Source organism: Streptomyces sp. NBC_01217, assembly GCF_035994185.1.
GTDB lineage: Bacteria > Actinomycetota > Actinomycetes > Streptomycetales > Streptomycetaceae > Streptomyces.
Genome location: NZ_CP108538.1, coordinates 6,069,258 through 6,090,123, shown reverse-complemented (window position 1 = coordinate 6,090,123; position 20,866 = coordinate 6,069,258). Strand labels below are relative to the sequence as shown.

The window sequence follows — 20,866 nt, the reverse complement described above, 5'->3', positions numbered from 1 at the left end:
CCAGCGCACGGTACGTACTCTCCGAACCGCCCCCTGCGCCCCTGCCCGGCGGCTGGGTCATGAGCGGCTTCCGGTGTCCGGCCCGGCCCCGTCCGGATGCGCCGATGCGCCGGTGGATGCCCCAGCGCCCGCATCCCCTGCGGATGCGCCGGGAGCCTCCGGTCGCGCGGGCGCGGGCGGTGTCATGGGCGCGGGCGGGGAGGAAGGCGGGGGCGGCAGGTGGGATGCGGGGTGCGGCTGCTGCCCCGCACCACGCGTCCCCGTCCCTGTCCGCGCCTGCGCCGGGATCGGCGGATCGACGGGCGGATCTACGGGCGGACCGCCTCCGCTCCACGTCAGCGTGACCTTGATGCCGCCCTTGGCCTCGCCGTCCGCGAGGAGGCCGACGACCTTGCCCGCCTTCGCGGTGAGCTCGATGCCGAATTCGACGCTGACCTCGTCGGGCCGCACCGCCCGCAGCGGCTCGGCAAGCGAGCGCGCGACGCTGGTCACGACCGCCTGGAGGCTCTCGACCCGGGCCTGCACCTGGTCGGCGATGGCCCCGTACCCGATGTCCGTGAACTCCGGACCCCGGGCGGGCTCGGCCAGCTCCTCCGCCCCCGAGATCCGCGCCCAGACCGGCGTGCCGTCCGGCATCTCGATGCGCGTGATACGGGCCCCGCTGTCGGCCATGAAACCCCCCGTTCCCCCAACTACCCGCAGGCTAACGGCAGTACGCGGCCGATGCGAGAGACATGGACCATGAAGCCGGGGCGCCGCAGGCCGGTTCTCGGCGGTCCGGGGCGGCCGTCCCGGACCGCGCCCCGGGACGCGCTCCCGGCCTTCGCGGGGCTGTCACCAGGCATTAGGCTTGCCGCATGTACTTCACCGACCGCGGTATCGAGGAGCTGGAGAAGCGGCGAGGCGAGGAGGAAGTCACTTTCGAGTGGCTCGCCGAGCAGCTGCGTACGTTCGTCGATCTCAATCCCGACTTCGAGGTGCCGGTCGAGCGCCTCGCCACCTGGCTGGCCCGCCTCGACGACGAGGACGAGGACGAGTAGCCGGGGAGCAACCGTCGAGCAGTCGGCGTCAGAGCGGCCCGGTGGACTCGACCCCTGAACCCCTCGCCGAGACCCCCGCCGCGCCCTCGCCCTCTCCGGCCCTGAAGCGGTCGTACGCGAGGCCGAGCGCCCCGTGCGTCATCAGCAGCACCCCCGCGCAGGCCCAGCCGCCACTGCGGCGGCCCATCCCCCAGAGGGCGAGCGGCAGTCCGGCGGCCACCTGGGCGCCGCCCAGCAGCCGGGCCCTGGGGCCACGCAGCCAGGGGCCGAGGCGGCTGTTCTCGACCGCGTCGAGTTCGGCCCTCACCGCCCCGCGCCAGCCGGTCCAGGTGATCGGTTCGGCCTCCGGCCGCTCGTCGGCCGCCGCGTACAGCCGGTCGCCGGGCATGTCCGGGTCCAGACCGGGCGGGAGGGCCAGACCGATGCGGCCGAGCACGGCGAGCAGCTCGCGCAGCCGGATGCGGGCGTCGACGTCCGGGTCCGGGCGGGTCAGCGCTTCGAGTGCCTGGACGTCCGGTACGGGGTCGAGCCCCAGCCGCTCGGCGAACGTACGCATGGCCTCGTCCTCACCGGCCGGCGTGCCGTCGGCGAGCCAGACGTAGCCGACCGGGCGGCGGAATCCGGAGGCGAGCGTGTGACCGGCCCGCTCGCCGTCCCACCACAGGGCGAGAACCGGCCAGGCCGACCCGACGGCGAGCGCGGCGGCCCAGCCGGCCACGACGCGGTCGACCGGCTCCGCGTCCGCACCCTCCGCGCCACCGTCCCGCCAGGGCTTTCCCTCGGGTACGAGGACGGACCACCCGTCTCCGGCGGGCGCGAGCAGCATCCGCTCGCGCAGCAGATGGGCCACCGGCCGCACGGCCTCGGGTTCGGCCCGGCACAGCAGCAGCGCCCCGACGGGGGATGTCGCGTTCATGCCCCACACGGTAGGGCAATCTGCCCATATTCGGCGCTTTTTGGCCGACCCACGCCACCGCGGCACCCCTTGACTTCGCCGATCCGCGATATATCGTGTTCCGTAAGAGACGCGATATGTTGCGTCATTCCGCGCTCCCCGGGAGGTCAGATCCATGCCTGTGTCGACATGGGCCATCGCCGAGCCCCAGAAGCTGGCCTTCGACGGACCGGTGACATCGCTGGATGTGCGCATCGTCGCAGGCGCCGTCAATGTCGTCGGCACCGAGGAGCCGACCGCCCGGCTGGAGGTCTCCGCGATCGAGGGCCCGCCGCTGATCGTGACCCAGGAGGGCGGCACGCTCACCGTCGCGTACGAGGGCCTGCCGTGGAACGACTTCCTGAAGTGGTTCGACCGCAAGGGCTGGCACCGCAGCGCGGTCGTCTCGCTGGCCGTGCCGGCCGGGGCGACGGTGAAGGTCGGAGTCGTCGGCGCCGGAGCCGTCGTCTCCGGAATCCGCGGGCGTACGGACGTACGGGGGGTCAGCGGCGACACCACGCTCGTCGGGCTCGCCGGTCCGGTCCTGGCCGAGACGGTCTCCGGCAGCGTGGAGGCCCAGTCGGTCACCGGCGAGCTGCACTTCCAGACGGTCTCGGGCGATCTGACGGTCGTCGAGGGCGCCGGGACCTCGGTCCGGGCGGAATCGATCAGCGGCAGCATGGTGCTGGACCTGGACCCGACCGGGAAGCCCACGGACGTCCGGCTGACCACGGTGTCCGGCGAGGTCGCCATCCGGCTGCCGCACCCGGCGGACGCGACGGTCGAGGCGAACACCGCGAGCGGCACCGTCTCCAACGGCTTCGAGGACCTGCGGGTCAGCGGCCAGTGGGGGGCGAAGAAGATCACCGGCACGCTCGGGGCAGGGACGGGGAAACTGAGGGCGACGACCGTCTCGGGATCGATCGCCCTGCTGCGCCGCCCACCGGCCGAGGACGATCCGTACGACGCCGAGCCGACCGGAAAGGTGCTCTGACATGCCCCCCGTATTCGCCCACGGCCGACTGCGCCTCTATCTGCTGAAGCTGCTCGACGAGGCCCCCCGCCACGGCTACGAGGTGATCCGGCTCCTTGAGGAGCGCTTCCAGGGGCTGTACGCACCCTCGGCGGGCACGGTCTATCCGCGCCTCGCCAAACTGGAGGCCGAGGGGCTCGTCACCCATGCCACCGAAGGCGGCCGCAAGGTCTACTCGATCACCGACGCGGGCCGCGCCGAACTGGCCGGCCGCACGGGCGAACTGGCCGATCTGGAACTGGAGATCAGGGAGTCCGTCTCCGAACTGGCCGCCGAGATCCGGGACGACGTACGCGGTGCGGCCGGCAAGCTGCGCAGCGAGATGCGGGCCGCGGCGCACGAGACCAGGCACACCGGCACCGGCACCAACGGCCGCAAGGGCGGCCGGGAGTCCGGCTTCGGCGATCTCGGGGACTTCGGTGACTTCGGTGACTTCGGTGACTTCGGTGACAAGGAGTCATGGCGCGCTGCGAAGGAGGAGCTGCGCAAGGCCAAGCAGGAGTGGAAGGAGCAGGCCCGCCGGGCGAAGGACGAGTCCCGCCGCGCCCGCGAGGACGCCCAGCAGGCCCGCCGCCAGGCCAAGGAGGCCCAGGACCGGGCGCGCGAGCAGATGCAGAACGCCGCCCGCCAGGTCCAGGAGCACTTCGCCCGGGGCGACTGGCCCACGGGCGTACGGGAGGGGCTGGCCGAGATCACCGGCCAGCTGGGCAGCTTCGCCAGGACGGGCAGCTGGCCCCCGTACATCAAGCCGGAACCCGCCGACGCCGACCCGGAATGGGGCAAGGACACCACCGGCACCGGCGACCCGGCCCGCGATCTGGACCGGCTGCTCGACCGCTTCCGCGACGACATCCGTGATGCGGCCCGGGACCGGGGCGTCACGGAGGAGCAGCTGACGGAGGCCCGCCGCCATCTGTCGACGGCGGCGGCCCACATCGGGGCGCTGCTGCGGAAGGGCGAGACGGGGAGCTGACACGGGACCGGGGCAGGCGATCCGTGGCGGCTCCCGGGGCTCCGGCCCTCAGGCGCCGGACGGGCCGGGATCGCCCCCGCCCCCGTACAGCGCGCGGTTCACCGTCTCGTACGTCGCGCCCTGTGCGGCGAGCACGTCGGCGACCACTCCGGGGCAGGCGGTGAGCGCGAGGAGCAGGTGCTCCTCACCGATGAAACGGTCGCCGCGCCCCACCGCGATCCGCAGCGTCTTCGTCAGGACGTCCTTCGACCCGCGGGTGAACGGCCGACGCCCCGCCCCGCGCCGCCGGGCCCTGTCCAGCGCACCCTCCCCGTGGGACTCCTCGACGCGGGCGACGATCTCGTCGACATCGATACCGATGCCGGCGAGCGCGTCCGTATCCGCCCGGGTCAGTCCGCCGCGGCGGCGCGCGGTGACCAGCTCGGCCTCCACCGCCGCACGGCGGTCGTCGAGGCCCAGCGAGGTGATGGCGAAGGAGGCCCGTCCGCTGCGCCCGTCCAGCAGGGCGAGCAGCAGATGTTCCTCGGTGACCGATGCGGCGTCGGTCCGTTCGGCATGGGTCACGGCACCGGTCACGGTCGCCCGGGCGCTCTTGGTGAATCGTTCGAACATCATCGCCTCCCGTACTTCTTGTGCACGGCCTGTCGGCTGACGCCCAGCTCGGCCGCGATCTCCTGCCACGACCAGCCGTTCACCCGGGCGCTTCTGACTTGTACGGCTTCGAGCTGCTCCAGCAGCCTTCGCAGCGCGGCGACCGCCCGCAGCCCCACCCGGGGGTCGTGGTCACCGGCACGCGCGGCGAGATCCGTTGCTTCGGTCATGATGTCAACTTACGTTGACATGGCACCCTTGTCAACCATCATTGACAAGGGTGCCGCGGAGAGAGCGACCAGCTCCGTACGCCTCAGGAGCAGGTGAGCACGATCTTCCCGAACTGGTCGCCCGAGGCCAGCCGCTCGAACCCCTCGCGAGCCCGGTCCAGCGGCAGCACCTCATCGATGACGGGCCGCACGCCGGTCGTCGCGCAGAACGCGAGCAGATCCTCCAGCTCGTCCTTGGACCCCATGGTCGAGCCGACGACCTTCAGCTCCAGGAAGAAGATCCGGGTCAGCTCGGCGTGCGGGGGCCGGTCGCCGCTGGTCGCGCCGGAGATGACGAGCGTGCCGCCGGGGCGCAGCGACTTCACCGAGTGGGACCAGGTGGCGGCGCCGACGGTCTCGATGACCGCGTCGACGCGCTGCGGCAGCCGCGCGCCCGGCTCGTACGCCTCGATCGCGCCGAGTTCGACGGCGCGCCTGCGCCTGGCCTCGTCACGGCTGGTGGCGTAGATCCGCAGCCCGGCCGCCCGGCCGAGCACGATCGCGGCGGTGGCGACGCCGCCGCCGGCGCCCTGGACGAGCACGGAGTCGCCCGGTCGCACTCCGGCGTTGGTGAACAGCATCCGGTACGCGGTCAGCCAGGCGGTCGGCAGACAGGCGGCCTGCTCGAAGGTGAGCTCCTTCGGCTTGGGCAGCACGTTCCAGCTGGGGACGGTGACCTGCTCGGCGAAGGTGCCCTGGTAGCGCTCGGTCAGGATGGACCGGGGCTCGTTCGGGCCGACGCCGTGCCCGGTCTGCCCGATGACGGAGTGCAGGACGACCTCGTTGCCGTCCTCGTCGATCCCGGAGGCGTCGCAGCCGAGGATCATCGGCAGTTTGTCCTCGGCGAGACCGACGCCGCGGAGCGACCAGAGGTCGTGATGATTGAGGGAGGCGGCCCGGACCCTGACGGTCGTCCAACCGGGACGAGCCTCGGGCGCGGGGCGTTCGCCCAGCTCAAGGCCGTTGATGGGGTGGTCGCGGTCGATGCGGGATGCGTAGGCGGCGAACATGGCCCCGACGATAGGACACACGCCGCGCGGCTGGTTCTTTCAGCCCCTCCGGCGTTTGAGGAGCGGGGGTCCGGGGGCAGAGCCCCCGGTTACGGGAAGAGGCGGGGCGGGGAACAGGCCCGCCGCAGGCGCACCCCGCGCCCGGGCACTCACACCCGCACCCGCACCCCGCTCCAAACCTCAGCGCCGGGCCACGCCCTCCGCCCGCGCCGCCGCGGCCACCGCGGCCGTCACCGCCGGCGCCACCCGCTCGTCGAACGGCGACGGAATCACGTAGTCCGCCGCGAGCTCATCGCCCACGACATCCGCCAGCGCGTTCGCCGCGGCGATCTTCATGCCCTCGGTGATCCCGGAGGCCCGCACCTGAAGCGCCCCCGCGAAGATGCCGGGGAAGGCCAGCACGTTGTTGATCTGGTTCGGGTAGTCGGAACGCCCGGTCGCCACGACGGCCGCGTACTTGTGCGCGATGTCGGGGTGGACCTCGGGGTTCGGATTGGCCATGGCGAAGACGAACGCACCGGGTGCCATCGACGCGACGGCCGCCTCGGACACCGTACCGCCGGAAACGCCGATGAAGACGTCCGCGCCGGCCATTGCGCTCTCCAGCGGACCGGAGATCCCGGCCCGGTTCGTGAGCTCGGCCAGCTCGCGCTTGACGTCCGTCAGGTCCGTGCGGTCCCGGCTGACAATGCCCTTGCGGTCGGCCACGGCGACATCGCCGAGCCCCGCCTCCAGCAGGAATTTGGCGATGGCCACCCCGGCCGCACCGGCCCCGGAGATGACGGCGCGCAGTTCGCCGAGGCCCCGCCCGGACAGCTTCGCGGCATTACGCAGGGCCGCGAGCGTCACGATGGCGGTGCCGTGCTGGTCGTCGTGGAAGACCGGGATGTCGAGCCGCTCCTTGAGCCTGCGCTCGATCTCGAAGCAGCGCGGCGCCGAGATGTCCTCCAGGTTCACCCCGCCGAAGGAGGGCGCGAGCCGCACGACCGTCTCGACGATCTCGTCCGCGTCGGTCGTCGCGAGCGCGATCGGCACCGCGTCGACGCCGCCGAACTGCTTGAACAGAATCGCCTTGCCCTCCATCACCGGGAGGGACGCCTCGGGTCCGATGTCACCGAGGCCCAGAACCGCGGTACCGTCCGTCACGACGGCGACGACCTGCGACTTCCAGGTGTAGTCGTGGACCAGCTCGGGATTCTCGGCGATGGCGCTGCACACCTTGGCGACGCCGGGCGTGTACGCGAGGGACAGGTCGTCCTTGTTCCGGATGGGGACGGTGGCCTGCACGGCCATCTTCCCGCCGCGGTGGAGCGCGAAGGCCGGATCGAACGGCTCATCGGTGGCGCTGTCAGTGGTGCTGTCGCTGCGAGGATTGACGATCTCCGCTGCCATGGTGTTGACCCCTTAAGTCTTCATCGTTTGAGGGTGGCCACTCCTGGTTGAGGAGGGGTGGGCGGGCACCGCGTACGTTCCCTGCGCCCGGCGGTTGGCCCGCCCCGGCAGGGGGGATACGTACGCGCGGGCGCGCCGCACACGCGCCCTGAGCCCCGGATGAGGGGTGTAAAGGTCTTTCTTACCCGACGGACCGCTGCGCGGACGAGTCCGTATCGACACGGTGATGTGACTCATAGTCGAATATCTGGACAAGTCAGCCAACCGGCGAAATGACGTCCAACGGTCGAGACGCGCCGTAGATCCTCCGGCGTGAAGAAGGAAACCCCATAGAAGGTCCGGCCTTGATGTACCGGCCCCCTGAGGTTCGGGGATCGCCCGTTACCCGATTTTGACATGACTGGCCCCCTGTTTGGGCTAGTCCGAATGGCAAGATGCCGTAATCACACAGGGCGGCGACATCCGATGTCGTGTGTCCTCACCGCCTGGCGACACCACCCTCATCTGCCGGAGGAACCCCATCATGACCGCAAGCACCACACGTCGTACGGCCGCAAAGTCCCGGATTGCAGCGGTCGGCGCCATCGCGGTCGCCGGCACCATGCTGCTGACCGCCTGCGGCGACCAGACCGACTCGGACAGCACGAAGTCGGACAGCAGCACCAAGAGCACCGCCCCCCTCTTCGACAAGCTGCCGGCGGACATCCAGAAGGCCGGCGTCATCAAGGTCGGCACGGACGCCACGTACGCTCCGATGGAGTTCAAGCAGGGGGACAAGATCGTCGGGGTCGACCCCGACATCGCCGCGGCCCTCAGCAAGCAGCTCGGTGTGAAGATCGAGTTCACGTCGGGCACCTTCGACACGCTGCTCGGCGCGCTGCCCACCGGCCGCTACAACGCCGTCATGTCCGCCATGAGCGACACCAAGGCCCGTCAGGAGGGCCTGGACGACAAGGGCAAGAAGACCGGCACCGGTGTCGACTTCGTCGACTACTTCACCGCCAGCACCGGCATCCTGGTGAAGAAGGGCAACCCCGAGGGCATCAAGTCGCTCGACGACCTCTGTGGCAAGAAGCTCGCCGTCCAGCGCGGCACGACGTATGAGCAGGCCGCCAAGGACCTCTCGGCCAAGTGCGCCAAGGACGGCAAGGCGAAGATCTCCATCGAGGCCTTCTCCAGCGACTCCGAGGCCCAGACCCGAGTCAAGTCCGGCGGCGCCGTCGCCGACCTGAACGACTCCCCGGTCGCCGCCTACATCGCCAAGACCGCGGGCGGCGGCAACGACTTCGAGGCCATCGCCAACGAGTCGGACGCCGGACCGTTCGGCATCGCCGTGGACAAGAAGAACACGCAGCTCCGTGACGCTCTCAAGGACGCCCTGGACGCGATCATCGCCGACGGCACCTACAAGGCCGCTCTCGACAAGTGGGGCGCCGCCGACGGCGCTGTCACCGCAGCAGCCGTCAACGGCGGCAGCTGATCCGCGCACCGGCTGAAGGGCAGTCGTTGTGAACGACAAGATCGACAAGGTTCCGTCCGGGGCGACCTCCACCCCGGACCGGATCCCTCCCGCCGCCATCAAGGCGATCCCGGTACGTCATTTCGGGCGCTGGATCAGCGCACTGGTCGTGGTCGCCGCCCTCGTGGCACTCGTGTACGCCTTCTCGCAGGGCAATGTGCGCTGGGCGACCGTGCCGGAGAAGCTGTTCGACTCCAGCATCCTGACCGGTCTCCGGAACACGATCTACATCAGCGTGGCCTCCATGGTCGTGGGCCTGGTGCTCGGCGTGCTGTTCGCCGTGATGCGGCTGTCCAAGAACCCGGTGACCAGTGCGGTGGCCTGGCTGTACATCTGGTTCTTCCGCGGCACCCCGGTCTATGTGCAGCTGCTCATCTGGTTCAACCTCGCCCTGATCTTCCCGATCTTCGACATCGGGTTCTACCGGGACGAGATGACCGATGTCATGACCCCCTTCCTGGCCGCCCTGCTGGGTCTCGGCCTCAATGAGGGTGCGTACATGGCGGAGATCGTCCGGGCGGGCATTCAGTCCGTCGACGAGGGCCAGACCGAGGCGTCCCACGCGCTGGGCATGACCCAGACCAGGACCATGCGGCGCGTGGTGCTCCCGCAGGCGATGCGGGTGATCATCCCGCCCACGGGCAACGAGTTCATCAACATGCTCAAGACCTCGTCGCTGGTCATCGCGGTCCAGTACCAGGACCTGCTGCGCAGCGCACAGGACATCGCATCCACCTCGTTCGCGGTGATGGAGATGCTCTTCGTCGCCTCGCTCTGGTACCTGGCCCTGACCAGCGTGTTCAGCGTCGGCCAGTACTACCTGGAGCGCCGTTACGCCCGCGGGTCGCTGCGCTCCCTGCCGCCCACCCCGCTTCAGCGTCTGCGGGCCAACCTGAACATGTTCCGCCGTTCGGAGGTGGCCGAGTGACCACTCACGCCATGGTGAAGGCCGAGGGCGTCCACAAGTCCTTCGGCGCCGCGCACATCCTCAAGGGCATCGACCTGGAGGTCGCCCCGCGTGAGGTCTTCTGTCTGATCGGCCCGTCCGGTTCCGGCAAGTCGACCTTCCTGCGGTGCATCAACCACCTGGAGCAGATCAACGCCGGCCGGCTGTACGTCGACGGCGAGCTGGTGGGTTACCGCCAGAAGGGCGACAAGCTCTACGAGCTCAAGGACAGCGAGGTCGCCCTGAAGCGCCGGGACATCGGCATGGTCTTCCAGCGCTTCAACCTCTTCCCCCACATGACGGCGATCGAGAACGTCATGGAGGCCCCGGTCCAGGTCAAGGGCGAGTCGAGGGCCGTCGCAAGGGCCAGGGCCGAGCGGCTGCTGGACCGGGTGGGCCTCGCCGACAAGGCGAAGAACTACCCCTCCCAGCTCTCCGGCGGCCAGCAGCAGCGCGTGGCGATCGCCCGCGCCCTGGCCATGGAGCCGAAGCTGATGCTCTTCGACGAGCCGACATCGGCACTCGACCCGGAGCTGGTGGGAGATGTCCTGGACGTCATGCGCGGTCTCGCGGAGGACGGCATGACGATGATCGTCGTGACCCACGAGATGGGATTCGCGCGTGAGGTCGGCGATGCGCTGGTCTTCATGGACGACGGCGTGGTGGTCGAGTCCGGCCACCCGCGCGACGTACTGACGAACCCGCAGCACGACCGGACGAAGTCGTTCCTGTCAAAGGTGCTCTGAGAGTACGAGAGGGAGGGCGGTATGGACCGGTCAAGGTCCGTACCGCCCTCCCTCTTTCCTCTTCTCTCCCCTGCTTCTTCTACTTCTTCTACTTCTTCGGCAGCAGCTCCGGGCTGAGCATCAGCGTCCGCAGCTGGGCGAGGGTGAGCGGCGGGGTCTTGAGCAGCGGGCCCTGTGCCTGCTCGCTCTTGAGACCGGTGCTGTCCCGGACGGCCAGCACCGCGCCGTCCTTCAGGGTGAGCCGGCCGACGAGTTCGGGCCCCCACAGGGGCATGCTCCCGTATTTCATCGGGTCGCTCCAGGTGGTCAGGACCCGGCCGTCGGGGAGTTCCTCGCGTACGCAGTCCGCCCGGCGCGGCTCCCCGTTGACCGGCTTGCACAGGTCCCCGGCCGGATCGATGCTGCCGAACTTCTTCCTGATGGACTCGGCGTCCCTCAGGTCGACGGTGAGATAGCCGACGCCGCCGCCCCGGCGGACGGAGTACTGCCCGTCCAGCGGCCCCACGGGATGTTCCTCGGCCTGCTCGGGTGTGGCGTTCTTGATGATGACGGCCAGCGAGACCTGCTCGACGCTCCCCACGTCTTTGGGCAGCAGTTCGACCAGCTGCTCGGACCTGCCGCCATCCTTTTCAATCTCGGCCGAGGCCGCCACGGATGACCCCTGCGGCTTCGCGCCCGCGGCGAGACCCGGGACCGTGACCACACCGGCGGCGACCACGGCGAGTGCCGCGGCCGAGACGGTGACCCGGCGCCGCAGACGGACCCGGGCGGCCCTGGCGTACACCGCCTGGGTGGAGATGACAGGCTGCCCCGCGTTCTCGGCGACCCGCCCCAACAGCTCATGCACGTCGTTCATACGAATTCCTCTGCCATTTCGGCGCGCAGCGCCGCCAACCCCCGAGCCGCGTGGCTCTTGACCGTGTTCTCCCGCATCCCGAGCAGCTGGGCCGTGGCCTCGACGCTCAGGTCCTCCCAGTAGCGCAGCACCAGTACGGCTCGCTGCTTGGCCGTGAGCCGGGCGAGGGCCGCCCGCACCGCGAGGCCGGTGTCCGTGTCGGGCGCATGGCCCGCGCGCTCGGGCAGTTCGCCGTACGACTGTTCGCGCCGCCAGAACCGGCGGCGGGCCGCGATGAAGGTGTTGACCAGGGTCTTGCGTGCGTACGCCTCGATGTTGTCGAGCCGCCCGTGCCGCCGTCCGCCGAGCACCACTTTGACCAGCGTGGCCTGGACCAGGTCCTCGGCCTCGTGCCGGTCGCCGCAGAGCAGGTACGCGCTGCGGAACAGTGCGGTGCGTCTGCCCTCGACGAAGGCGTGCAGCGCGGCATCGTCATCGATCCGCATCGTCAGCGCCCCTCTCCGGGTCCGCGGATGCGGACCGTCTCACCCTTCAAGTGCGGCGGGACGCACGGTGGGTTGCAGCAGAGTGCAGAAAAATGAGGGGCGGTACGGGCCGACTCCTGGAAACCGCCGACCCCGTACCGCCTTTTCCTGCGCATGCTGCCGCTACTTCACCGCGAGTACCAGAGTGTCCGAGGGAGACGCCCAGACGGCCCTTGCCTCACCGAAACCCGCCTTGCGCAGGGTGTCGGCGTGCCACCGCGCGGACGGCATGTCGCCGTCCGCGTGCTCGCCGTAGATCTTGTACCGCTCGGCGGTCGGCCCGGCGAGGACCGGGTCCTTGGCGGCGAGGGCCCACCAGTCCGCCCAGTCGAGAGCGCCCGCTTCCTTGGCGCGGTCCATGGTCGCGTGCCGGTGGGCGCGTTCGGCTGCGTTGATACGGGGGGTCTCGGTGTCGATCATGTGGTCGGCGTTCATGAACACCCCCCCGTCCCTGACGAGCCCGCCGATGCGCCCGTAGAGCGCGGTGAGCGGTTCGGCGTGCAGCCAGTGCAGGGCGGTCGCGGTGAGGACGGCGTCGTACGAGTCGTGCGGCAACTGCCCTGTCCAGTCCGGGTCCTTGAGGTCGGCGGTGACGAAGGTGGCACGGTCGTCGCCGTCGAAGTGGCCGCGGGCGATGGCGAGGAGCGCCGGGTCGAGGTCGACGCCCGTGCTGGTGGCCTCCGGGAACCGCTTGAGGAGCCGGTCCGTAATACTTCCCGTACCGCATGCGAGATCGAGCACTCTCGGCCGGGGCCCCACCAGGGCCTCGACCATGTCCAGCATCACCCGGAACCGTTCCTCGCGGTCGGGCATGTACCACTCCTGCTGCCGGTCCCAGCTCTCCTGCCAGGCCGCCCAGTCAGTTCCTGTCGTTGTCTCCGCCACGAGGGACCTCCCATGTAATACCCTGGAACCGCAAAAGCCCATTACACCACCGCTGCACCGACTTTAGACCGACGCCGTAAGGACTACAAGTGGAACTGGCCTATTACTCGGACTACGCCGTGCGTCTGGTCAACACCGAGGAGCCGGCCCGCAACAAGGACTCCCTCAGCTCCGTCGAGGCGGTCCGCGAGCTGTTCGGCGCCAACGGCCAGGCGGCCCGGCGGGCGACCGACGCGGATGTGACCCGCTTCCGGTCCGTACGGGCACGGCTGCGCTCGGTCTTCGAGGCGGCCGACGGCGGTGACGAGACACTTGCCGTCGACCTGCTCAACTCACTGCTGCTGGAGTTCCCGGTCAGCCCGCAGATCTCCGGGCACGACCTCCGAGACGAGGACGGCAAGCCGGACTGGCACATGCACCTGGCCGACCACCCGTCGAACGCGACGGCCGGGTACGCCGCCATCGCGGCGATGGGTCTCGCCTTCCATCTCACCTCGTACGGCGTGGACCGGCTCGGCCTGTGCGAGGCGGCGCCCTGCCGCAACGCCTACCTCGACACCTCGACCAACCGCTCCCGCCGCTACTGCTCGGACCGCTGCGCGACCCGCGCCAACGTGGCGGCCTACCGGGCCCGCAAGCGCCTGGAGACGGAGCGCGCCGCCGTCACGGGCCGCAGCGCGGAGACCGCCCAGGCCACCACTCCCAGTACCGAGCGCTGATCCTTCTTCAGCGGCCGGTAGCGCGCCCGGACCCTGGCCAGCACGAGCTCCTCGGGCACCGTCCCGTAATCCGTGCTGTCACCACCCGCGAAACTGTTGTCGGCCAGCACCCACCAGCCGTCCCGACGGCGCTCGGCGGCCCGCTTGACGACCAGCAGATCCTGCTGGAACGGATGCCGCAGAATCACCACGTCCCCGGGACGCACCACCGCCCCGTACTGCACGAGCAGCCAGTCCCCGTGATGAAGCGTGGGCACCATCGAAGGCCCCGTCACCTCCACCACCTGGAACGGCACACGCGCACCCAGCCCTCGCCCTGGCTGCTCCTGCGTCAGCTCAGGCAACTCCGGCACCTCCCGCATCTCTCCGGCACCTCCCCGGTCCGTCCAGTACACAGTCCCGTACAGCGTTCCGTACATTCGGCCACTGGGCCCATCCTCACCCCGGACTTTTGGCCTAAGCCCATGGGGGCACCCACGAAAACCCGCCTCTCACGGAGTAATGTCCCACCTGAGAAGACGATCACGAGGAAGGACAGCTCAATGCTTTCCCGCCTGTTTGCCCCCAAGGTGAAGGTCAGCGCCCACTGCGACCTGCCCTGCGGCGTGTACGACCCGGCCCAGGCCCGCATCGAGGCGGAGTCCGTCAAGGCCGTCCAGGAGAAGTACCAGGCCAACGAGGACCCGCACTTCCGGGCCCGCGCAGTGGTCATCAAGGAGCAGCGCGCCGAGCTCGCCAAGCACCACGTCTCGGTGCTGTGGAGCGACTACTTCAAGCCCCCGCACTTCGAGAAGTACCCGGAGCTGCACCAGCTGGTCAACGACGCCCTGAAGGCGCTGTCGGCCGCCAAGGCCTCCACGGACCCGGCGACGGGCCAGAAGGCTCTGGACTACATCGCCGAGATCGACAAGATCTTCTGGGAGACCAAGAAGGCCTGATCCCCCCGCCCCGACGACCGCGGCTCCGCCGCAGGCCGGACGGGACGTCAGAAGGGCCCGACCGCTTCGAGGCAGATTCTCGGGGTCCTCGCAACACCTGATGGCTTACGTGGTCGTCAGTAGATCACGCAGACGCTCGGCTGGAGTTTTCCAGCCGAGCGTTTTGCGTGGGCGGCCGTTGAGTTGCTGAGCGACGTGTTCGAGGTCTTCGGGGCTGTGCACGGACAGGTCGGTGCCCTTGGGGAAGTACTGCCGTAGCAGGCCGTTGGTGTTCTCGTTCGATCCGCGCTGCCAGGGTGAGTGCGGGTCGCAGAAGTAGACCGGAACACCGGTGGACACGGTGAACTGCTTGTGCGCGGCCATCTCGCAGCCCTGGTCCCAGGTCAGCGAGCCGCGCAGGTGCTCGGGAAGGGTCTGGATCAGGGGCACCAGCACGTCACGGACTTCCTCGGCGGTGTGCCCGCCGGGCAGGTGGCCGAGCATGACATAGCGGGTGGAGCGCTCGACCAGGGTGACGATCGCGCTCTCGTTGCGGGTGCCGACGATCAGGTCGCCTTCCCAGTGGCCGGGAACCGCCCGGTCTGCGACCTCGGGCGGCCGCTCGGAGATCATCACCATCTCGTCGACGAACCGGCGCGTTCGCTGGTCCGGGCTGCGGTGCGGCTTGCGGCGGGTGCGCCCGGTGCGCAGCGCTGCCGCGACTTCACGGCGCAGTCCGCCACGGGCCTGCACGTAGATCGCCTGGTAGATCGTCTCCGGACTCACGCGCATGCTCTCGTCGTCGGGGAACTCGGTGACCAGAGCGTGACAGATCTGCTCAGGTGACCACTGCTGCTGCAGCTTGTGGGCGACGTAATCACGCAGCGGACCGTCCGTAGCGAGCTTGGACGCCTTGGGCCTCGGACGGCTCTTCGCCCACGCCCGCTGTGCCCGGTGCGGCTGATAGACGCCCTCGACCGAATGGGCGTCGATCTCCCGCTTGACCGTGGAGGCCGGTCGGCTCAGCGCTCGCCCGATCGCCCGCAGCGATTGACCCTCACGACGCAAGTCAGCGATCAACTCCCGCTCCGCCACCGTCAGGAACCGGTGGTGCAGCTCGGCCTCGACCGCCGCAACGGACGGCTCCCGCGATGCGGCACTGGTGGTTGTCACACCGGTCTTGTAATCGATCCGGCGCCCGTCCGGGTGCAGGCGCGCGCCGTTGCTCTTCCTGATACCACGGTCCCAGTCCCGCGCAGTGCGTTCATGGACCCCGACCAGTGCCGCGGCCTCCCGCTGCCGGACCCCGGACGCGCGAAGCCTGTCGTACTCCACTCGCCCCGGATGCCCGGCCGCGCCCGGCTTCCCACGCCCACGCACGCCGGCTTTCCGCGCCCACCCGGCCGCCGTGTGACGGCTCACCCCGACCACCCGAGCAGCCCCCGCGACACTGCCGTTCTCCCGGTCCAGCGCCTCGAAGAACCTCACCTTCAAGCCCTCAAAATCCACGATCCCCGCAACTCCCTGAAGACCAGGGTGTTGCGGGGATCGCTAGAACCCGCCCGACGGTCGGGCCCTTTCGTGCTTCCGCGATCGTATGGGAGACGAACAGGAATGCCGCAAGATCGGGGCCGAGTTCGGGCTGTGGCGCCTGAGGTCCGGCGGCCTCAGGCGAAGTACTCGGCAGCCGGGAAGTCGAGGACTCCCAGCACTTCGTCCCGGCCGGGCATCGCCTCACGGGGCCGCTCGGCGTCCGGCAATGCGGCAATGCGGCAATCGCGCCCGTCCCCTGTTCACGCGCTGCCGCGTGGTGTCGTTGCCCAGGATGGGTGCCAGACCGCCTCGGGGAGCGGGGCCAGGTTTCCGAAGTGGTTGATGACTGCGCGGAGTCCTGGGTGTGGATTCGCTCGGGGGAGGATGAGCGAGAGCGGGTATGCGAGCGTCGGATTCACGATCGGGATGCGGCGCAGGTCGTAGTTCGTCGGCCAGATGTACCGGTCGCGCGAGCCCACGAGGGTTGCCACGTCCGCGGAGTCCGCGAGGATGTCGAGGAGTACCTCGTTGCCGAAGTTCGGGCCCGCGGCGTCGATGCGGAGGTCGAAGTCGGTGGCGAGCTGATCGTAGAACTCCGCCCATTCGCTTCGCGGCGCGATACCCGGCACCCAGATCCGGTGCTTGCGCAGCTGGGAGGGTGTCAGTGTTCGTGCGAAGGCGAGCGGGTGTCTCGGGCCGATGAGGAGTTCCAGTGGAGAGTCGAAGGCGTGGATCATCTGCACGTCGCGCGGCAGTGTGGCCGGGTCGGTGACCGAGCGGAACGACGCGTCGATATCGCCTGCTTGGACGGCGGTGACCGCCACGTGCGGGTCGTTGACCCTGAGGGTCACCACGTCGAGGTCGGTTTCGGGATGCGACCGCCAATAGTCGTGCAGGACGACGGCCTGCGCGGATCGCAGGCCGAGAACGTCGATCCGAAGGGCCCGCGAGCCCGGTCTGATCGCGGTGATGGCGCGATCGACACCCGTGATGATGTTCCGGGCGTGCGGGAGGAAAGCCTGGCCGTCGAGTGTCAGCTCGACCCCTCGGGCGGTACGGGTGAACAACCGGACGTCGAGTTCGCGCTCAAGGGTTGCGATCCGCTTCGACACGGCCTGTTGCGTTACGCCGAGTTCGTCGGCCGCGTATCGCAGCTGTCCGAGCTCGGCCGCGCGGACGAACGATCGCACCGCCTCGGTATCCATTGACCCAGCATAGACGTGCACAACTGATGGTTGTGGCTCGCCCGGAGGCCGGTTGTTTGATCCCGCGACGGTGCGGCCGGTGTGATTCAGAGACCCGAACTTCGGTTGTCGCTAGGGAGTCGCATGCGCGTGCAGTTGGGGCGCAGTTTCGGCTGGCTGTGGTCGGCCTACGCCGTCAGTACATACGGTACGTGGATTGCCTTCGGCGCGTTCCCGCTGATCGCGGTTCGAGTGCTGCACTCGTCGGCATTCGCCGTGTCGCTCCTGGAGGCCGCCGGGCTTGCCGTCGCGGCGATTGTTGCGTTCTCGCTCGGGCCGTGGGTCGGGCACCGGGCCAAGCGTCCGGTGATGATCGCGATGGACCTGATCCGGTTCGCCGCGATGGCGAGTGTCCCGGTCTCGTACGTCCTCGGCTTGCTTTCGTACGGCCAACTGCTGGTCGTCTCGGTCATCTCCGGGACCGCGAGCATCGCCTTCGCTGCCGCGTCCGGCGCGTATCTGAAGTATCTCGTCCGTAGCGATCACCTCCTTGTGGCGAACGGGAGATTCGAGGGCACGAGCTGGGCGGCAACGGCGGCGGGCCCGCCCCTCGGTGGTGCACTCATAGGGTTGCTCGGCCCGGTCGTCACTGTCATGACCGACGCCCTCAGCTACCTGCTGTCCGCGCTCGGGGTCCTCCGCATCCGCGGAGGCGACGTCGCGACACCCCGCGACCGGGCCACCGGGCTCCGCGGAGCCGACCTTCTCCGCGGCTGGCGGTTCATCCTCCGCGACCGCGTGCTGAGGCGCCTGTTCCTCAACTCGATCCTGGTCGGCGGCCTGATCATGGCCACCGCCCCGCTCCTGTCCGTCCTCCTGCTGGGCCAGTACCACTTCCCGGCCTGGCAATACGGTCTCGCCTTCGGCATCCCGGCACTCGGCGGCTTCGTGGGCGCCCGCCTCTCCGCGCGCCTCGTGACCCGCTACGGCCGGCACCGGGTCATGATCGTCTCCGGCCGGCTGCGATCACTCTTCCCACTCGGTCTCACGTTCGTCCATCCCGGCATCCCCGGACTCCTCACGGTGATCGTCGTCGAGGGCCTGCTGATCACCTGCATGGGCATCTTCAATCCGATCTACGCAACAGAACGCCTGCAACGGACTCCCGCGGATCACACCGCACAAATCCTCAGTACGTGGAGCGCCATCAGCAAACTCCTGCAAGCTGCCCTGATGGTGATCTGGGGCATTCTCGCCACACTCACCAGCCCGCTCGCCGCGATCACCATGTCCGGCGTTCTCCTGCTCGCCACCCCGCTCCTGCTGCCCAAACGGATGCATTTGTCGGTTCCTGAGCCCGCCGCGTCAGCCGAAGACAGGACGGTTCGGGTCTGAGACCTGCACAGCCACAAGGGGCGCTCGTCGTCGCCTTCGGTGCCGACACCGCGGTGTATCGACTTCTGGGCCCGGGCAGGGGCGGGCCTCGGGCCACCTCGGCTGTAGTACCGTCATCCTCGCCTGCGAGATGGGCCTGGTTGCCTCTATGGCACGGAGTGCGCAGTCCGGGGATCGGCCGGTGAATGACAGTCTCAGGGCTCCGCATCCGTCACACCAAAAAGGCTCGATCCCTCCACCACAGGCCGGACGGGCCGTCAGAAGGGCCCGACCGCTTCGAGGCGGGTTCTAGCGATCCCCGCAACACCCTGGTCTTCAGGGAGTTGCGGGGATCGTGGATTTTGAGGGCTTGAAGGTGAGGTTCTTCGAGGCGCTGGACCGGGAGAACGGCAGTGTCGCGGGGGCTGCTCGGGTGGTCGGGGTGAGCCGTCACACGGCGGCCGGGTGGGCGCGGAAAGCCGGCGTGCGTGGGCGTGGGAAGCCGGGCGCGGCCGGGCATCCGGGGCGAGTGGAGTACGACAGGCTTCGCGCGTCCGGGGTCCGGCAGCGGGAGGCCGCGGCACTGGTCGGGGTCCATGAACGCACTGCGCGGGACTGGGACCGTGGTATCAGGAAGAGCAACGGCGCGCGCCTGCACCCGGACGGGCGCCGGATCGATTACAAGACCGGTGTGACAACCACCAGTGCCGCATCGCGGGAGCCGTCCGTTGCGGCGGTCGAGGCCGAGCTGCACCACCGGTTCCTGACGGTGGCGGAGCGGGAGTTGATCGCTGACTTGCGTCGTGAGGGTCAATCGCTGCGGGCGATCGGGCGAGCGCTGAGCCGACCGGCCTCCACGGTCAAGCGGGAGATCGACGCCCATTCGGTCGAGGGCGTCTATCAGCCGCACCGGGCACAGCGGGCGTGGGCGAAGAGCCGTCCGAGGCCCAAGGCGTCCAAGCTCGCTACGGACGGTCCGCTGCGTGATTACGTCGCCCACAAGCTGCAGCAGCAGTGGTCACCTGAGCAGATCTGTCACGCTCTGGTCACCGAGTTCCCCGACGACGAGAGCATGCGCGTGAGTCCGGAGACGATCTACCAGGCGATCTACGTGCAGGCCCGTGGCGGACTGCGCCGTGAAGTCGCGGCAGCGCTGCGCACCGGGCGCACCCGCCGCAAGCCGCACCGCAGCCCGGACCAGCGAACGCGCCGGTTCGTCGACGAGATGGTGATGATCTCCGAGCGGCCGCCCGAGGTCGCAGACCGGGCGGTTCCCGGCCACTGGGAAGGCGACCTGATCGTCGGCACCCGCAACGAGAGCGCGATCGTCACCCTGGTCGAGCGCTCCACCCGCTATGTCATGCTCGGCCACCTGCCCGGCGGGCACACCGCCGAGGAAGTCCGTGACGTGCTGGTGCCCCTGATCCAGACCCTTCCCGAGCACCTGCGCGGCTCGCTGACCTGGGACCAGGGCTGCGAGATGGCCGCGCACAAGCAGTTCACCGTGTCCACCGGTGTTCCGGTCTACTTCTGCGACCCGCACTCACCCTGGCAGCGCGGATCGAACGAGAACACCAACGGCCTGCTACGGCAGTACTTCCCCAAGGGCACCGACCTGTCCGTGCACAGCCCCGAAGACCTCGAACACGTCGCTCAGCAACTCAACGGCCGCCCACGCAAAACGCTCGGCTGGAAAACTCCAGCCGAGCGTCTGCGTGATCTACTGACGACCACGTAAGCCATCAGGTGTTGCGAGGACCCCGAGAATCTGCCCGACCGGTCGGGCCCTTCCGCGCTTCCTGGAGCGCGGGTTCGACGCCCGGCGGGGTACCCATGTGAATTGCCCCAATATCCGACTGATGAGTTTCCGGGACGGGATCAGTCGGTATGGGTGGACATGCGCACGCGACGGGGCATGTGCTCACGACAGGAGACAACGATGACCACCGAGGGCTTCACCACATGTCTGTGGTTCGACGGGCAGGCCGAGGAAGCGGCGGAGTACTACCTCTCGGTCTTCAAGAACTCCCGCCTCGGCAGGATCGGCCGCTACACCGAAGCGGGGCCCGGGCCCGCCGGTTCGGCGATGGCGGTCGAGTTCGAGATCAACGGGCAGAAGTTCGTGGGACTGAACGGCGGGCCGCAGTTCACGTTCAATGAATCCATCTCGTTCCAGATCCGCTGCTCGGACCAGGACGAGGTGGACTACTACTGGGGCCGTCTCACCGACGGGGGCGAAGAGGGCCCCTGCGGCTGGCTGAAGGACAGATACGGCGTCTCCTGGCAGGTCGTCCCCGAGGTACTGATCGATCTGATCGGCGACCAGGACGCGGAGAAGGCCGCCCGGACCACCGCGGCGATGATGACCATGAAGAAGCTGGACATCTCCGTGCTGCGGAAAGCGCACGACGAAGGCTGACA

The 20,866-nt window shown here is 69.3% G+C and carries 23 protein-coding genes; 11 read left to right on the top strand and 12 right to left on the bottom strand.

Annotated elements, in window-relative coordinates; all coding sequences use genetic code 11:
* Positions 1-57: 57 nt before the first annotated feature.
* Positions 58-672, bottom strand: a complete 615-nt coding sequence (locus OG507_RS27375; RefSeq protein ID WP_327369818.1) for a CU044_2847 family protein — start codon at positions 670-672, stop codon at positions 58-60.
* A gap of 185 nt (positions 673-857) precedes the next feature.
* Here OG507_RS27375 and OG507_RS27370 point away from each other — a divergent pair, with 185 nt between their 5' ends.
* On the top strand, positions 858-1,040 hold the full coding sequence (locus OG507_RS27370) for a DUF6104 family protein (RefSeq protein WP_003961784.1): 183 nt from the start codon (positions 858-860) through the stop codon (positions 1,038-1,040).
* Between the two features lie 28 nt (positions 1,041-1,068).
* Here OG507_RS27370 and OG507_RS27365 read toward each other — a convergent pair whose 3' ends face one another.
* Complete coding sequence (locus OG507_RS27365; protein ID WP_327369817.1) at positions 1,069-1,956, bottom strand: hypothetical protein; 888 nt, start codon at positions 1,954-1,956, stop codon at positions 1,069-1,071.
* Positions 1,957-2,110: 154 nt separating this feature from the next.
* Here OG507_RS27365 and OG507_RS27360 point away from each other — a divergent pair, with 154 nt between their 5' ends.
* A complete protein-coding gene (locus OG507_RS27360; protein ID WP_327369816.1) occupies positions 2,111-2,968 on the top strand; it encodes a DUF4097 family beta strand repeat-containing protein in 858 nt (285 codons plus the stop codon).
* Between the two features lies 1 nt (position 2,969).
* Positions 2,970-3,980, top strand: coding sequence for a PadR family transcriptional regulator (locus tag OG507_RS27355; RefSeq protein ID WP_327369815.1), 1,011 nt, complete (start codon positions 2,970-2,972; stop codon positions 3,978-3,980).
* A 48-nt stretch (positions 3,981-4,028) separates the two neighbouring features.
* Here OG507_RS27355 and OG507_RS27350 read toward each other — a convergent pair whose 3' ends face one another.
* From OG507_RS27350 to OG507_RS27335, 4 genes are all read right to left on the bottom strand, one after another.
* Complete coding sequence (locus OG507_RS27350; protein WP_327372112.1) at positions 4,029-4,592, bottom strand: Clp protease N-terminal domain-containing protein; 564 nt, start codon at positions 4,590-4,592, stop codon at positions 4,029-4,031.
* A complete protein-coding gene (locus OG507_RS27345; RefSeq protein WP_327369814.1) occupies positions 4,592-4,801 on the bottom strand; it encodes a sigma factor-like helix-turn-helix DNA-binding protein in 210 nt (69 codons plus the stop codon). The genes OG507_RS27350 and OG507_RS27345 overlap by 1 nt, the downstream gene beginning before the upstream one ends.
* An 83-nt stretch (positions 4,802-4,884) precedes the next feature.
* Positions 4,885-5,850, bottom strand: coding sequence for a zinc-binding dehydrogenase (locus OG507_RS27340; RefSeq protein ID WP_327369813.1), 966 nt, complete (start codon positions 5,848-5,850; stop codon positions 4,885-4,887).
* Between the two features lie 180 nt (positions 5,851-6,030).
* Positions 6,031-7,242: an NAD(P)-dependent malic enzyme gene (locus OG507_RS27335; RefSeq protein ID WP_327369812.1), complete on the bottom strand. Its 1,212-nt coding sequence runs from the start codon at positions 7,240-7,242 to the stop codon at positions 6,031-6,033.
* 523 nt (positions 7,243-7,765) lie between these two features.
* Between OG507_RS27335 and OG507_RS27330 the strand changes: the two genes are divergently transcribed.
* Genes OG507_RS27330 through OG507_RS27320 form a run of 3 tightly spaced genes read left to right on the top strand, consistent with a single transcriptional unit; the run spans position 7,766 to position 10,453 of the window.
* Complete coding sequence (locus OG507_RS27330; protein WP_327369811.1) at positions 7,766-8,722, top strand: ABC transporter substrate-binding protein; 957 nt, start codon at positions 7,766-7,768, stop codon at positions 8,720-8,722.
* A gap of 28 nt (positions 8,723-8,750) precedes the next feature.
* Complete coding sequence (locus OG507_RS27325; protein WP_442811025.1) at positions 8,751-9,689, top strand: amino acid ABC transporter permease; 939 nt, start codon at positions 8,751-8,753, stop codon at positions 9,687-9,689.
* Between the two features lie 11 nt (positions 9,690-9,700).
* Positions 9,701-10,453, top strand: coding sequence for an amino acid ABC transporter ATP-binding protein (locus tag OG507_RS27320; RefSeq protein WP_327372110.1), 753 nt, complete (start codon positions 9,701-9,703; stop codon positions 10,451-10,453).
* Positions 10,454-10,541: 88 nt separating this feature from the next.
* Here OG507_RS27320 and OG507_RS27315 read toward each other — a convergent pair whose 3' ends face one another.
* The 3 genes from OG507_RS27315 to OG507_RS27305 all read right to left on the bottom strand — a co-directional run bounded on the left by OG507_RS27315 (position 10,542) and on the right by OG507_RS27305 (position 12,760).
* Positions 10,542-11,309: a hypothetical protein gene (locus tag OG507_RS27315; RefSeq protein ID WP_327369810.1), complete on the bottom strand. Its 768-nt coding sequence runs from the start codon at positions 11,307-11,309 to the stop codon at positions 10,542-10,544.
* A complete protein-coding gene (locus OG507_RS27310; RefSeq protein ID WP_327369809.1) occupies positions 11,306-11,794 on the bottom strand; it encodes a SigE family RNA polymerase sigma factor in 489 nt (162 codons plus the stop codon). Before OG507_RS27310 ends, OG507_RS27315 begins: the two co-directional genes overlap by 4 nt.
* 162 nt (positions 11,795-11,956) lie before the next feature.
* Entirely contained in the window at positions 11,957-12,760 is an 804-nt protein-coding gene (locus tag OG507_RS27305) for a class I SAM-dependent methyltransferase (RefSeq protein ID WP_442811024.1), read from the bottom strand.
* 47 nt (positions 12,761-12,807) lie between these two features.
* Between OG507_RS27305 and OG507_RS27300 the strand changes: the two genes are divergently transcribed.
* The gene (locus OG507_RS27300; RefSeq protein WP_327369807.1) at positions 12,808-13,437 is read left to right on the top strand and encodes a CGNR zinc finger domain-containing protein; all 630 of its coding nucleotides are present in this window, start codon (positions 12,808-12,810) and stop codon (positions 13,435-13,437) included.
* Here OG507_RS27300 and sodX read toward each other — a convergent pair.
* A complete protein-coding gene (gene sodX / locus OG507_RS27295) occupies positions 13,341-13,799 on the bottom strand; it encodes a nickel-type superoxide dismutase maturation protease (RefSeq protein ID WP_327369806.1) in 459 nt (152 codons plus the stop codon). The two genes, OG507_RS27300 and sodX, sit on opposite strands and share 97 nt — an antisense overlap.
* A gap of 180 nt (positions 13,800-13,979) precedes the next feature.
* On the opposite strand from sodX, the gene sodN reads away from it, so the two are divergent.
* Entirely contained in the window at positions 13,980-14,375 is a 396-nt protein-coding gene (gene sodN, locus OG507_RS27290) for a superoxide dismutase, Ni (RefSeq protein ID WP_327369805.1), read from the top strand.
* Between the two features lie 105 nt (positions 14,376-14,480).
* On the opposite strand, the gene OG507_RS27285 is transcribed toward sodN, so the two are convergent.
* Entirely contained in the window at positions 14,481-15,689 is a 1,209-nt protein-coding gene (locus OG507_RS27285) for an IS30 family transposase (RefSeq protein ID WP_442811097.1), read from the bottom strand.
* Between the two features lie 458 nt (positions 15,690-16,147).
* Complete coding sequence (locus tag OG507_RS27280) at positions 16,148-17,092, bottom strand: LysR family transcriptional regulator (RefSeq protein ID WP_327369804.1); 945 nt, start codon at positions 17,090-17,092, stop codon at positions 16,148-16,150.
* 123 nt (positions 17,093-17,215) lie between these two features.
* Between OG507_RS27280 and OG507_RS27275 the strand changes: the two genes are divergently transcribed.
* The 3 genes from OG507_RS27275 to OG507_RS27265 all read left to right on the top strand — a co-directional run bounded on the left by OG507_RS27275 (position 17,216) and on the right by OG507_RS27265 (position 20,864).
* Positions 17,216-18,466 carry an MFS transporter gene (locus OG507_RS27275; RefSeq protein WP_327369802.1) on the top strand — a complete coding sequence of 417 codons (1,251 nt, stop codon included), beginning with the start codon at positions 17,216-17,218 and terminating at the stop codon, positions 18,464-18,466.
* Positions 18,467-18,974: 508 nt separating this feature from the next.
* Positions 18,975-20,183, top strand: coding sequence for an IS30 family transposase (locus OG507_RS27270; protein ID WP_442811097.1), 1,209 nt, complete (start codon positions 18,975-18,977; stop codon positions 20,181-20,183).
* 201 nt (positions 20,184-20,384) lie between these two features.
* Positions 20,385-20,864, top strand: coding sequence for a VOC family protein (locus OG507_RS27265; RefSeq protein WP_327369801.1), 480 nt, complete (start codon positions 20,385-20,387; stop codon positions 20,862-20,864).
* Positions 20,865-20,866 lie beyond the last annotated feature (2 nt).

Excerpts from the sequence above, each read along its gene's own strand:
- OG507_RS27310 (WP_327369809.1), bottom strand. The coding sequence starts at position 11,794 with ATGCGGATCGATGACGATGCCGCGCTGCACGCCTTCGTCGAGGGCAGA.
- sodX (WP_327369806.1), bottom strand. The coding sequence starts at position 13,799 with ATGCGGGAGGTGCCGGAGTTGCCTGAGCTGACGCAGGAGCAGCCAGGG.
- OG507_RS27360 (WP_327369816.1), top strand. The coding sequence starts at position 2,111 with ATGCCTGTGTCGACATGGGCCATCGCCGAGCCCCAGAAGCTGGCCTTC.
- OG507_RS27365 (WP_327369817.1), bottom strand. The coding sequence starts at position 1,956 with ATGAACGCGACATCCCCCGTCGGGGCGCTGCTGCTGTGCCGGGCCGAA.
- OG507_RS27320 (WP_327372110.1), top strand. The coding sequence starts at position 9,701 with ATGGTGAAGGCCGAGGGCGTCCACAAGTCCTTCGGCGCCGCGCACATC.
- OG507_RS27280 (WP_327369804.1), bottom strand. The coding sequence starts at position 17,092 with ATGGATACCGAGGCGGTGCGATCGTTCGTCCGCGCGGCCGAGCTCGGA.
- OG507_RS27355 (WP_327369815.1), top strand. The coding sequence starts at position 2,970 with ATGCCCCCCGTATTCGCCCACGGCCGACTGCGCCTCTATCTGCTGAAG.
- sodN (WP_327369805.1), top strand. The coding sequence starts at position 13,980 with ATGCTTTCCCGCCTGTTTGCCCCCAAGGTGAAGGTCAGCGCCCACTGC.
- OG507_RS27350 (WP_327372112.1), bottom strand. The coding sequence starts at position 4,592 with ATGTTCGAACGATTCACCAAGAGCGCCCGGGCGACCGTGACCGGTGCC.
- OG507_RS27375 (WP_327369818.1), bottom strand. The coding sequence starts at position 672 with ATGGCCGACAGCGGGGCCCGTATCACGCGCATCGAGATGCCGGACGGC.
- OG507_RS27345 (WP_327369814.1), bottom strand. The coding sequence starts at position 4,801 with ATGACCGAAGCAACGGATCTCGCCGCGCGTGCCGGTGACCACGACCCC.
- OG507_RS27370 (WP_003961784.1), top strand. The coding sequence starts at position 858 with ATGTACTTCACCGACCGCGGTATCGAGGAGCTGGAGAAGCGGCGAGGC.
- OG507_RS27330 (WP_327369811.1), top strand. The coding sequence starts at position 7,766 with ATGACCGCAAGCACCACACGTCGTACGGCCGCAAAGTCCCGGATTGCA.
- OG507_RS27265 (WP_327369801.1), top strand. The coding sequence starts at position 20,385 with ATGACCACCGAGGGCTTCACCACATGTCTGTGGTTCGACGGGCAGGCC.
- OG507_RS27340 (WP_327369813.1), bottom strand. The coding sequence starts at position 5,850 with ATGTTCGCCGCCTACGCATCCCGCATCGACCGCGACCACCCCATCAAC.
- OG507_RS27315 (WP_327369810.1), bottom strand. The coding sequence starts at position 11,309 with ATGAACGACGTGCATGAGCTGTTGGGGCGGGTCGCCGAGAACGCGGGG.
- OG507_RS27335 (WP_327369812.1), bottom strand. The coding sequence starts at position 7,242 with ATGGCAGCGGAGATCGTCAATCCTCGCAGCGACAGCACCACTGACAGC.
- OG507_RS27305 (WP_442811024.1), bottom strand. The coding sequence starts at position 12,760 with ATGGGCTTTTGCGGTTCCAGGGTATTACATGGGAGGTCCCTCGTGGCG.
- OG507_RS27275 (WP_327369802.1), top strand. The coding sequence starts at position 17,216 with ATGCGCGTGCAGTTGGGGCGCAGTTTCGGCTGGCTGTGGTCGGCCTAC.